11 protein-coding genes are annotated in these 12,576 nt (G+C 48.0%); 5 read left to right on the top strand and 6 right to left on the bottom strand.

All coding sequences use genetic code 11. The features are described 5' to 3' along the window. Positions 1-42 precede the first annotated feature (42 nt). A complete protein-coding gene (locus ACXAGX_RS02780) occupies positions 43-915 on the top strand; it encodes a LysR substrate-binding domain-containing protein (RefSeq protein WP_474836450.1) in 873 nt (290 codons plus the stop codon). 36 nt (positions 916-951) lie between these two features. Here the strand turns inward: ACXAGX_RS02780 and ACXAGX_RS02785 are convergent, their stop codons facing one another. The 3 genes from ACXAGX_RS02785 to ACXAGX_RS02795 are packed head-to-tail and all read right to left on the bottom strand — an operon-like array spanning position 952 to position 3,407. Further along, the gene (locus tag ACXAGX_RS02785; RefSeq protein WP_474836452.1) at positions 952-1,677 is read right to left on the bottom strand and encodes a sulfotransferase-like domain-containing protein; all 726 of its coding nucleotides are present in this window, start codon (positions 1,675-1,677) and stop codon (positions 952-954) included. After that, positions 1,677-2,603, bottom strand: a complete 927-nt coding sequence (locus ACXAGX_RS02790) for a D-amino acid aminotransferase (protein ID WP_474818822.1) — start codon at positions 2,601-2,603, stop codon at positions 1,677-1,679. The genes ACXAGX_RS02785 and ACXAGX_RS02790 overlap by 1 nt, the downstream gene beginning before the upstream one ends. Before the next feature lie 21 nt (positions 2,604-2,624). Further along, a complete protein-coding gene (locus ACXAGX_RS02795) occupies positions 2,625-3,407 on the bottom strand; it encodes a hypothetical protein (protein WP_070123427.1) in 783 nt (260 codons plus the stop codon). Between the two features lie 208 nt (positions 3,408-3,615). On the opposite strand from ACXAGX_RS02795, the gene ACXAGX_RS02800 reads away from it, so the two are divergent. Both ACXAGX_RS02800 and ACXAGX_RS02805 read left to right on the top strand, forming a co-directional pair. Then, a complete protein-coding gene (locus tag ACXAGX_RS02800) occupies positions 3,616-5,511 on the top strand; it encodes a M1 family metallopeptidase (RefSeq protein WP_474818821.1) in 1,896 nt (631 codons plus the stop codon). 186 nt (positions 5,512-5,697) lie between these two features. Beyond that, the gene (locus tag ACXAGX_RS02805; protein WP_474836454.1) at positions 5,698-6,309 is read left to right on the top strand and encodes a Yip1 family protein; all 612 of its coding nucleotides are present in this window, start codon (positions 5,698-5,700) and stop codon (positions 6,307-6,309) included. Between the two features lie 56 nt (positions 6,310-6,365). Here the strand turns inward: ACXAGX_RS02805 and ACXAGX_RS02810 are convergent, their stop codons facing one another. Then, positions 6,366-7,244 carry a LysR family transcriptional regulator gene (locus tag ACXAGX_RS02810; RefSeq protein WP_474836456.1) on the bottom strand — a complete coding sequence of 293 codons (879 nt, stop codon included), beginning with the start codon at positions 7,242-7,244 and terminating at the stop codon, positions 6,366-6,368. Positions 7,245-7,421: 177 nt separating this feature from the next. Here ACXAGX_RS02810 and ACXAGX_RS02815 point away from each other — a divergent pair, with 177 nt between their 5' ends. Both ACXAGX_RS02815 and ACXAGX_RS02820 read left to right on the top strand, forming a co-directional pair. Beyond that, the gene (locus ACXAGX_RS02815; protein WP_474836813.1) at positions 7,422-8,099 is read left to right on the top strand and encodes a haloacid dehalogenase type II; all 678 of its coding nucleotides are present in this window, start codon (positions 7,422-7,424) and stop codon (positions 8,097-8,099) included. Between the two features lie 169 nt (positions 8,100-8,268). Then, positions 8,269-10,191: a metallophosphoesterase gene (locus ACXAGX_RS02820; RefSeq protein WP_474836458.1), complete on the top strand. Its 1,923-nt coding sequence runs from the start codon at positions 8,269-8,271 to the stop codon at positions 10,189-10,191. An 89-nt stretch (positions 10,192-10,280) separates the two neighbouring features. Here the strand turns inward: ACXAGX_RS02820 and ACXAGX_RS02825 are convergent, their stop codons facing one another. Beyond that, positions 10,281-11,336 (bottom strand): porin, encoded by a 1,056-nt coding sequence (locus ACXAGX_RS02825; protein WP_474836460.1) that lies wholly within the window; start codon positions 11,334-11,336, stop codon positions 10,281-10,283. A gap of 36 nt (positions 11,337-11,372) precedes the next feature. Beyond that, positions 11,373-12,347 carry a TRAP transporter substrate-binding protein gene (locus ACXAGX_RS02830; protein ID WP_474819276.1) on the bottom strand — a complete coding sequence of 325 codons (975 nt, stop codon included), beginning with the start codon at positions 12,345-12,347 and terminating at the stop codon, positions 11,373-11,375. Between the last annotated feature and the right edge of the window lie 229 nt (positions 12,348-12,576).

The raw sequence follows: 12,576 nt of genomic DNA on the forward strand, positions 1-12,576 counted from the left end.
TTTCATATTTGCAATAATAAAGCTAAACACCGGAGCATGACCATGAACTGGGAAGGTATCACTGAATTTGTCGCCGTGGTTGAACAGCGCAGCTTCACACTGGCAGCGAAAAAGCTGGGGATCTCCACCGCCAAAGTCAGCCGCCAGGTTAACCTTGTTGAAACCCGCCTGTCGTCGAAATTACTTAATCGCACGACCCGGGTTGTCACCCCTACTGACGTGGGTCAGCAGTTCTATCATCAGTGTCGTCATATTCTTGATCAGCTGGAAGATGCCGAGCGTTTTGTTTCCGACCAGCAACTGGCACCTTCAGGAAAACTGATGGTCACTGCGCCGGTTACCTATGGTGAACGCATCATTGCGCCAGTGATTAACGACTTCCTTGCAGAACACCCCCGCATTGAAGTAAGACTGAATCTTACCAACCAAATCCTGGATCTGGTGCAGGATAACTATGACTTAGCTATACGTCTGGGGCATCTGGAAAGCTCATCGCTGATTGCACGGCGTCTGGGTTACCGCACCCTTTATACCTGTGCTTCGCCGGAATACTTCGCAGAAAACGGCATACCGGAAACTGTTGCGGACCTGAACCAGCATCAGTGTATTGCCGGTACTTCGGCGCACTGGCAGTTCAAGGTGTCTGGGCGAGTAACCACCCATCGCATATCTAATCCGCGTATTCGTTGTAACAGCGGTATTGGCATCCGTGATGCCGCGCTTAAGCACCTCGGCATTATTCAGCTGCCGGATTATTACGTGGCGGAAGACATCGAAAACGGCACCCTGAAAACCGTGTTACCTGGCGAGCAGGTTGATGATGACGGGATCTGGGCGGTGTATCCGCAAACCCGCCATGTGTCGACGAAGGTGCGGCTTCTCATAGACTATCTGATAGAACACTTGTACCGCTAATTGCGATACAAGTCCACACTGATACTATACGCAAGCTCAGAATTTAAGCTTAAAGGGCTCAAGCTTTCGGAAGTAAGTAAGCGCTTGCTCACACACTAGCTGCAACTCGTCGTCTAGTTCAGGTAGTGGCTTCATTGGCGAAGCTTTCAGGCCGGTACTTGCCCACACCGCGTTATACCAGTGACTGGCCCAAACACCATCGGCTTCGTTGCCACCAGCAGGCCAATGCAACATACCTTCATCGTAAGGAATGCCAATTGCCTCGCACAGCGCCTGCAAGCCTGCTGCGGGATTCACTAATAGGTCATCGCTGTCGATAACCACCGGCGGCGTGCCGGTTTTGTCTAACTGGCGCTGAAACAGCACCGCCTGCTGACGAATACCAATATCGTCTAGCACCGGCTTCTCGCGCTTTTCATGGTAACTGGCGATAACCCGTGCTGGGTGGCGTAGCAGAAACACATTGATGACGTTATCTGTCCACGCCATCGGAAAATCGGGCATCATATGGTGTGTCATGTGTTTTTGATAGAACACGGACTTTCCATTCGGTGCCTCACCCAGGCATTGCGCAATAACGTCATCGGCGCTTTGGGGCTGCGATGCAAGAATTTCTTCCTGCATCGGATGCACTTCGCCGCTGGCTTTTAGAAATGCCGCGTAGAAAGGTTCATCCACTACCCCACAGTCTTGTCTTGCAGCAAATGCGTACATCATTGCAGTGGAGAGGTTTCTTGGGCCAGACCACATTGCGATACGCATTATTGCGCCTCCTTAATCATCTGGCTCTCTTTAACTAATTGATAGTAGGCTTCTCGAATTTTTTGCGTCACCGGACCTGGATGCTCGGTGCCGATGGCGCGACCATCGATGTGTGACACCGGCGTTTGCGCCCCAAAAGTGCCGGTTAAGAACGCTTCGTCTGCACCAAAGGTTTCTACCAGCGAATAGTTGCGTTCGTGTACGGTTAAGCCAAGACGCTTACACACTTCAATGACCTTCTGACGGGTAATGCCATTCATGCAGTAGTCGCCGGTGGAAGTCCATACTTCCCCCTTGCGCACGATAAAGAAGTTACATGCATTGGTGGTGTTTACAAAACCGTGAACATCCAACATCAAGGCTTCATCAGCACCTGCTTTTTCAGCGGCGATACACGCGAGAATACAGTTCAGCTTAGAATGAGAGTTAAGCTTAGGATCTTGCGTCATCGGCAGCCCGCGTAAATGGGGCACAGTGGCAAGCTTAATTGGACGGGCAATGGCAGGCTTAGAATGTTCGCAGATAATCACCAGCGTAGGGCCATGAACCGACAGCGCCGGATGCTGAAATGGCTTCTTTTTCTTGCCACGAGTGAACATCAGACGGGCATGGACGTCGGTATGCATGTCATTCGCTTTACGGGTGGCTTCCAGCGCGGCTATCACTTCTTCACGGCTCATACCTAAATCCATATCAACCACTTTGGCAGCTTCAAATAAGCGATCCATATGCTCTTCTAGGAATGCCCATTTGCCATCATACAAACGCATGCCTTCCCAGATCCCGTCGCCCAGCATAAAGCCACTATCGTAAACCGAGACCTTAGCCTCGTCACGGTGAACAATGTCACCGTTTACGTAAATCAGAATGTCGTCGTTACGGGCATCTTCTGCCGCGGTATGGGTCGATACATCAGCCATACTCATTGCCATGTTCCTTGTAAAAAATTAGTCTTTATTGAAAAGATCTTTGAGTTTGTCTTTGCCTTTTTCCATCAGCTTTTCTTTCTCTTCATCGATCTTTTCCTGTACTTTTTCTTTGGCTTTATCAGCCAGTACTTTTTTCGCTTCAGCTTTTGCTTGCTTAATAGCGTTGTCCAACATTTGTTGCACAATAGCAGCACCTACCTGGTCTGCTGGAAGTCCGTCAGGCTGGCCTATAGAGCCCGCGTTGAACGTTGGCAACGTAACCTCGTACGCTTTCTTGTCGATTTGCAACTCGCCGGTGTTTAATTGCTCAAAGTTCAGCATCAGTTTGGCATTGCTCACCGTCACTTTATCTACAATCAGCTTAGGGCTTGCACCTGAGCTTTCGCTAGGTTGTTCATTGCCTTGAGGCAGGTTGGCCATCAGGTTATTTTTTAGCGCCAGCAAATTACCCTCACCAGCCGCATTTACTTCATACAGAATTTCCGGTGCGTTGATGGTAATTTCTTGAATGCGATAAGGTTCTTCAGTTGCACCAGCTAAATCCAGTGTTACACCTTCCAGGCTAAACGCATCTTCATCGCTGAACCCATCTGGGTTTTCCACATCAATATCAGTAATGGTCATACGGCCTTCGGTGAAGGACAAATCAACCGCGCTTACTGTTACCGGTGTATCGAGGTATTTACTTCCCTGCGACTCTATTTGCGCTCGAATAAAGTCGTTTGCGCCACTCGCCAAATAAACCACTGCGCCAGCAATAACCACGACTACCAGCAACAAAATAACCAGAACTTTCTTCATAACTTGCTCCCTGAAACGATGAATGAAGTCGTTACGTATTGCGCCTACAGACGTAATGCTTTTTCACACTACTGCTTCTGAACGCCTGCCACCACCGATTTACGGCGTTTGGGTTTTCCACGCGACGACTGCCTGCTATTGTGTACGTCACCCGGGTTAAACAGATGACTTTCCCGGCCCAGACTAATTTGAAGAGTGAAGGAAATCAATGAATAAACTCTCATTGGTGCTCGTATCAGCACCCTTGTTGTTCGCCTGTTCTCAGCCGGCAGAAAACAACAAACCTACGACAGAAAAACCAGCAGTTGCGGCTGGAAAACCAGCCACGATTGTTTCAGGAACCGACTATCATTCACTGTCTAATCCGGATGAAGTGCGCGTTACTCACCTTGAACTCGATCTCACCGCCGATTTCGATAAGCATCAATTGATTGGTTCTGTGACGCTGGACTTCGACCGCATTAAAGACGGTGCTGATACCTTGGTTGTTGATACCCGCGATCTGGATATCAAACAGGTGACTGCAGAAGGTAAGCCGGTTGAATTTAAGCTGGCTGCAGAAGATGAGAACCTGGGTTCCGCGCTATCGATTTCGTTACCCGACGCCGCTTCCTCCGTAACTATTGAATACGCCACCTCTGAAGACGCTTCCGGCGTACAATGGTTAACACCGGCACAAACTCAGGGTAAAGAATATCCTTTCTTATTTACCCAAGCGCAGGCCATTCACGCCCGTAGCTTTATTCCCCTGCAGGATTCTCCACAAGTTCGCGTAACCTACGACGCCCATATTAAAACCCCAGCCGACTTGCTGGCGGTAATGAGTGCGTCGAACGATCCTGACACCGCTCGTGATGGCGACTACAGCTTCAAGATGCCACAACCTATTCCTTCTTACCTTATTGCGCTGGCCATTGGGCATTTAGAATTTAAAGCCATGGGTGAGCGCACCGGCGTGTACGCAGAACCAGAAATTCTCGATGCAGCTGCGGCAGAGTTTGAAGATACTGAAAGCATGCTGGAACTGACCGAGAAAACCTACGGCCCGTACAGCTGGGATCGCTATGATTTATTGATCCTGCCACCTTCATTCCCGTTCGGTGGTATGGAAAACCCTCGTCTTTCATTCATCACGCCAACGGTTATTGCTGGTGATAAGAGCCTGGTTTCATTGATCGCCCACGAGCTGGCGCATAGCTGGTCGGGTAATACGGTAACCAATGCTACCTGGCGGGATTTATGGCTAAACGAAGGTTTCACCACTTATCTGACCTACCGCATTATGGAAATGCTGTACGGTACAGACCGCTTCAATATGGAAGCCGTGCTGGGTTACCAAAGTCTGGAAGCAGATATTGCCGCCTTGCCTGAAAACGATCAAATCCTCGCCATTGACCTGCGTGGTCGCGGTGCAGACGACGTGTTCAGCGATATTCCTTACGAAAAAGGGGCGCTGTTCCTGCGCGAGCTGGAACAGAAAGTGGGACGTGAAAACTTTGACGCGTTCCTTATGAGCTACTTCAAAAAGTTCAGCTTCCAGAGCATTACCACCGATACCTTCCTGACTTACCTGGATGAAACGCTGCTGAAGCAGTATCCGGAAAAATTAAGCAAAGAACGTATCAATGAGTGGGTGTTTGAGCCGGGTCTGCCTGAAGGCGCACCTAAGCCTGAGTCTGATGCCTTCGATAAAGTCGATGCATCTCGCACTGCATGGCTAAACGGTAAAGAGGCGGCCGCAGACATCGATACATCCGCATGGACCACCCATGAGTGGCTGTATTTCCTCAACAACATGCCGTCGTCGTTGTCTGACGAACAGTTGGCTGAACTAGACAGTGCCTTTGGCCTAACCGAAAGCCACAACAACGAAATCGCGCATAGCTGGCTGATGATTGCAGTGCAGAACGAATACAAGCCTGCTTATAACCGTTTACATGATTATCTGGTTTCCATCGGCCGCAATAAGTTGGTGAGACCACTTTATCGTGAATTGGTGAAAACACCGGAAGGTAAAGCATTTGCGAAGCAAGCGTTTGAAGAAGCGAAGCCCGGTTATCACCCGATGACCGTGCGCGCTAATGAAGGTTTCTTCGAAGACTAACCGATACGAAGTTTCAATCCACAATGCAAATAGCAGCCTTTGAGCTGCTATTTTTTTGCCCTCAACGCGGCTTTATTCCATAAAGCTACTACAGCCCACTTGCTTATATGTTAAAAGTTATAGCCAAATGTTTATTTTATGTTAATAATGAAAGTGTTCGTTCTTTGACCAGCAGGAGTGTTGTTTATGAGCAATCACATTTGGGGTTTGATCCATCACCCGGATAAAGAGTGGCGTTCTATTAACGAAGAGCATGAAACAGTAAGTCATCTGTATACACACCATGTGCTCTGGTACGCATTAATTCCCGTCGTCTGTTCGTATATCGGCACTACCCGCGTAGGCTGGACGTTCGGTGGCGAAGAAGTATTTCAGGTTTCACCAACTAGCGGATTAATATTAGGCGCAGCCTTTTACGGATTAATCCTATTAGCAGTCGCTGCAGTGGGGAGCGTTATCCATTGGATGGCACGGCGATACCCAGAGCGCCCATCACGAGCAGAATGCATCGTATTTGCCGGCTATACCGCCACACCACTGTTTTTAAGCGGCGTGTTTGCCATCTATCCGGTGTTCTGGCTATGTGTTGCTGCGGTATGCGCAGGCGTGGTTTACACCGCTTTCTTACTGTATACAGGCACACCGAGCTTTTTAGGCATTAATGACAAAGAAGGATTCATTCTCTCCACCTCTACTCTGTGTATGGGCGTGTTGATCCTCGAAGCCTTACTGATCATTACTGTAGCGCTGTGGAGCATGGGTTCAGAGCACAGCATAATGTGGTATTTCTTTCGGTAATTCGTAATCTAACCGGAAACACACCATCAGGCAGAAGAGATGTACTTCTGCCTTTTTTATTGGGCAAACAGTGATTTCATAAACCCGAAAAATACTTCGGTTTTACGGGTGGTGAGGCTGTTTTGCGGTTTTAGAAACCACACCGGCGCACCGTCATCGGCTAACACACCGGGCAAAACCTCCACGAGCTTGCCACTTTCCAGCTCTTCCCTAATCGCAATGAACGACTTGATCCCCAAACCATGACCAGCAAGCACGGCCTGCGTCATGTTGTCAGAGTTAGACACCGTAAACCGGGCATCAGTATGAAAGGTTACCACCTTATTAGCTTCGCGAATTTTTAACTGACGCTGCCAAGGTAGCACTACCCAACGGTGCTGGCGTAATGCTGTTAAGTTTTCAGGCGTGCCGAAGCGTTCAAGGTAGTCGGGGGAAGCGCACAACAAGCGGTGGTTGCTCACTAATTTGCGCCCCAGCAATCCGGAGTCTGGCAGCTTGCCCACCCGAATAGCGACGTCTTGCTTATCTTCGACCACGTTAACGAACTGATCGTTTACCAGGAATTCCAGTTTGAGATCTGGATATTGTTGCTCGAATGTCATTAATGCCGGCAATACAAATTTAGAAAACACCCAAGGCGGCATGGTGACTCGTAATACGCCGCTCACCGATGAGCGTCTAGCACCAATCTGAAATTCTGCGTCCCGTAGTGCCTCAAGAATAGTGTTTACCTGCTGATAGAAAACTTCACCCTCTGCCGACAATTTCAGCTTTCGACTATCACGGAACACCAATACCGTTGATAGCGCTTGCTCTAACTTACTTAAGCGCAAGCTGACAGTGGCAGGGGATACTTTTAGCATTTGCGCAGCGGCGTTAATCCCCCGGTTTTCCACTACCGCAATATAGGTTTCAAGATCGCTTAGGTTGTACATAACATCATTTAAGAAACTTAAACACAGGTTTCAATATCCGCCACTTCATTTAAAAAATCAAAACAAATAAGATCAACTCATCATTTAGAACGTAGGTAATTTATGAATTTTCGAAATCTGTGTTTGACCGCGATAGTCCTTATCGCTACCGGACTGAATAATGTGGAGGCAGAAACCATGCCCGTGAAACCGAAAGTCATTGTGTTTGACGTTAATGAAACCCTACTCGACCTGGAAAATATGCGTGACTCCGTGGGCGAAGCATTAAACGGCCAGGAAGAACTGTTACCGTTATGGTTTTCCACCATGTTGCACTATTCCTTAGTTTCAACCGTTTCGGGCGAATATCAGGATTTCGGTAAAATTGGTGTCGCAGCACTGATGATGGTTGCGCAGAATAACAATATCGATATTACTGAAGAGCAAGCCAAAGAAGCCATTGTTACACCGCTCCTCAGCCTGCCGCCTCATGCCGATGTAAAATCCGGATTAACTGCCCTGAAGAAGCAGGGCTATAAGCTGGTTAGCCTGACAAACTCATCCAATTACGGCGTTAAAACGCAGTTCGAGAACGCGCAGTTAACAGATTTTTTTGAAGCCAGATACAGTATCGAAGATATTCAAATTTATAAGCCCGACCTCCGCGCTTATGAGTGGGCTCTTGCCAAACTCGGCGTGAAACCCGAAGAGGCCCTGATGGTGGCCGCCCACGGTTGGGATGTCGCCGGTGCAAAAGCAGCCGGTATGCAAACCGCATTTGTCGCCAGACCAGGCAAAGCCTTGTATCCATTAGCACAAAAGCCGGATTACATCGTGAAGGATTTGGGTGAACTGGTAAATGCTTTAACAAAATAGGCTTTTTCTACGGTACAAAACCGACGCTCTAATAAGTAGTTAGAGCGTCGTTCGAAAGTATTCACAACACTGTCATTTTTTAAACTCATTCCCGTCACACGAAGCTGAGAAAGTGGATTTTGCAGTACCCTCTTTTCCCATTTTCTCTATTCTAAAAAGGAATGTATCCATGTTGTGGAAGTTACGTGTTGCAGGTGTTGCCGGACTAATACTTACTCTTACGGCCTGTGACGACGATGAAACCATTGAAGTCGAAGTACCCGTAGAAGTCCCCGTCACCGTTAATCCTGAGCATACTATGCTCACCGACCCATTCTTACAATTACCCACCGAATCTACCGTTAACGTTGTCTGGTTCACAAATTTTGAAGGCAGTAGTCATTCCCTGACTTTTGCCGATCAAACTGTGACCGACGTAATGACAACCAAACTTGACCGGATGATGGAAGATGCCAGTTCCGCAGTAACAGGGCAGACTTATGAAGGTATCACCTACCGTGATGTATATCGTCACGAAGCAACGGCAACTGGCCTAACGCAGGGTGAAAGGGTCAATTACTCAGTTTCCAGTACCGATGAGGATGGTTTCGCCTTTACCAGCGAGACGTTCACGCTGGCACCTTCTCCGGCAGCAGACCAACCGCTCATGATCCTGCTTACATCCGATCTTCAGTCGAAGAAAAACGTGGTGGCGAATTATCAGAAAGTGGTAGAGACCGTCGGTATTCCTGACGCCGTCTTTTTTGCGGGTGATTTTGTTAACGTTCCCGACCGTGCATCTGAATGGTTCGATCAGGCGAAAGACAGTGCCCCAGCCTTTTTCCCTGCGCTGCAGGGCCACTATCAGAAATACATGCCCGGCTTTGCATACAATGGCGGGGAAATACTCCAGCACGCGCCGGTTTTCGGCACTATCGGAAATCACGAAGTCATGGGGCGTTATACCCCTGATAGCGAAAGCTACACCCTGAACGGTGGCTTTGGTGATCCTCAACCAGCCTGGTTTGCAGAAGTGGCGTACGAAGAAGTGAAAGCCGAGGTAAATCCTTCTGACGACGAAACAGTAAAAGCGCAGTGGATTGCCGACCATTCACACAACCAGATGAGCTTCCTGGATATCTTCTCCTTCCCAAATGATGGTCCTCGTGGTGAAGAATATTTCGCCGTGTCTTTTGGTGACGTATTCCTGATTTCAATGAACGTTTCTCGTATCTGGCGCTCATGGAGCGTCACGCCGAACAACAAAACCAAGTTCGTCGAAAACGCAGAAAACTATACCGACCCAACACAATGGGGCTTTGGTGAGTTTCTGTTTGAACGCTTCGATGCCGAGTCAGAGCAATATGCCTGGCTTACAGAGGTGATGCAGTCTGAAGCATTCCAAAATGCCAAATATAAAGTGGTTATGGCCCATCAGGGCGTGTTTGGATTGGGTGACAACACGGTTCCTGTATTGTCACAGCCTGTGTTGCAAGTAGTGCAGGATAATGGCTCAGGCGCTGAAACCGTTTCAGAATATACCTTCCCTATTGAGCCTGCTACATGGTCAGAAACCATAGCGCCTCTGCTGGAAACGGCCACTGAAATACGCTATCAGTACCCATTAGACCAAGATGTTTGGTTAAATGATATTGAACCACTGCTGCTGGAAAACGGTGTGGACCTGGTTCATATCGGCCATTCACATTTGTGGAACCGCGCACAGGTTGAAAACCTCCACTACCTGGAGAGTTCTAATGTAGGCAACAGTTACGGCGCTTACTATGATGATGCATCCGGTGCATACGAAGATAACCGCAGACCGGCAACAGCCGACTTTTGGGAAGACGTGTATTCTGCCAACCCACGTTGGTCCGAAACGGATTACCCGCCTAATGGCGATCCACAAGGTCGTGTGATGGCCTTCCCTACCAATTTCAGCCCTATGAGTGCTGAGAATGAAGACTATCCGAACCTGCCATTTGTAGCGAGCAATGTGTTATCCGTGTTCTCTGTGCTTGATACTGGCTCTGGAACAGTGAAAAGCTATGTTTTCGACCCGAGCGACCTAGATTCTGAAGTTATGCTTTTTGATGAGTTTTCCATCGAATAGCACACAGGACAAAAAAGGGATCTAAATAAAAAACCCACCTTTTTAGGTGGGTTTTTGCTTAAGTGTTGAGGAATGTGTGTGTTGTTCGATTAGAAATCGAAACGGGCACCCGCCTGAACCTGAGTGAAGTCTTTACCTGATGCGGTAGTCGGTGCACGGCCTTCGTCGTTATTGAAGGCTTCAACCGCTGTCCACATACGGAAACGCTTGCTGAAGTGGTGAGCGTATTCCACTTTCACAGCTTTAACGTCACCCGATACATCACAGGCATCCAGCGCGTATTTAGCGTGGATTTGGTGAGGACCAGTGCGGTAGCCTGCGTAAATGGCAGAACTGGTACGAGACTCAGTGCGGCACGGATTCAGGGCATTTTTATTCCCTTCAAATTCCGCGTCTCGTAAACGTACAGTACCTGTCAGACTTCCGCCGTAGATATCGTACTGGTCGTCCGCATAGTGATGGAAAGCTGACAACGTAATTTTATCAGTAACCTTCCACCAACCACGGATACCGTAAAGGTTTCCTTTGTTCTCGCCACGATTGTCTTTAGACCAGGCAACCTGAAGCTTTATGGGACCATCATTATACTGACCACCTAACTGATATTGATCGAAGGAATCGCCATCTTGTCCTTCCATCATTACACTCGCACCGAAGGAGAACTTTCCTTCGTTGTAATAGTACTGCAGTAAGTCGTCATCACGAACCGATCCCTGACGGATAGTATCCAGACCGTCGGAGAAATAAGAAGTACGCAGGTACTTGTGGAACACATTGGTTTGCGATCCAAAGTACACTTCACCGAAGTTACCTTTTAGACCAATGAAAGCCAGACGAAGCGTAGGGCCTTTGTTCTGGACGAAATCAACAATATTCTCTTCACGAATACCGTATTCCACCACGCCCACAGCTGTCAGGCCCGGACTGACTTCGCCACTTACTTTCACGCCAATTCGGCTAAGAAAGTCACGACCGTTCGCGCCATCATCTTCTACACCGGCGTCGATATAGTCGGCACCGAGGCGAATAGAGCCGTACACATCAACATTGGGTACGTAGGCATCTGGAATGGCGGCGGCAGTTACATTGGCTGCTGAAAATAAGCCAGCACTCATTAAGGCAAGTTTCAGTGTGCTATTTTTCATAATTAATCTTCTTATTTGCTACGACGGTTGTAGGAATTATTCGTTGCTAGCTTCAGCGGCTTGAATAACGTCTTTACCAACTTGTCTTTCGAATTTTTTCCATACTGGTTTCATCGCAGCTACCCATGCCTGGCGCTGTGCGTCTGTCAGATCGATGATTTCAGTAACGCCTGATTCGGCGATTAACTGACGGTCTTCGTCTGCTTTCTTTTTAGAGATAGCGTTGCCGTAAGCAATGGCATCGTCCATCGCACGTTTAATTTCAGTGCGCAGGTCATCTGGCAGGGTCATCCAGAACTCTGCAGAAGTCACAACCATGTAGTCCAGTACACCGTGGTTAGAAGCAGTAATGAAAGGCTGAACCTCGTAGAACTTCTTCGAGTAAGTGTTTGACCAAGTGTTTTCCTGACCGTCGATAGCGCGGGTTTGCAGCAGGGTAAATACTTCAGAGAACGGCTTTTTCAGTGGAATCGCATCGACTTGTTCAAACTGCGCCTGCAGTACGTCAGAAGTCATGATGCGGAATTTCTTACCGGCGATTTGATCAGGGGTAACGATTTTCTCGTTAGAAGACAGTTGCTTCATACCATTGTGCAGGTAACCTAAACCTACCAGGCCACGCTTTTTCAGTGAACCCAGCAGTTCCTGACCTGTTTCGCTTTGCTGGAAACGGTCTACCGCGTCGATATCTTTAAACAGGAACGGCAGATCGAAAACTTGCAGTTTCTTAGTGAAGCTCTGGAACTTAGACAGTGAAGGTGCAGCCATTTGCACGTCACCTAGAAGCATCGCTTCCAGAACTTTGTTATCGTTGAACAACTGTGAGTTAGGGTAAACGCTGACTTTTACTTTCCCTGGCATACGTTCTTCAACAAGTTCCTTAAATTTTTCAGCCATCAGTCCCTTTGGCGTATTTTCTGCTACAACGTGTGAAAACTTAATTTCAACCGGACGGGCTATACTGGTTACCGGTGTAAGGGCAGCGGCAGTCAGCAAGAGTGAAGCGATCATTTTGTTAAACATTTATCTATTTCCTTTAACGCTCAGAAGGTTTTCGTTATATGTTTTAATTACTGGTTAAAATAAAACTGGCAATTAACCGAAATGAAATGATTCATTTACAACACTCTATAGGCACAGCGTGTGCCAACTTGATTTAAATCAAGTAAAACAGTGAGATATACAAACTATCACCCTTAACCAATCCCTCTATGAGTGGATTGTGAAACATAGATAAACG

Source organism: Alteromonas sp. ABV4_515 (genome assembly GCF_056160345.1).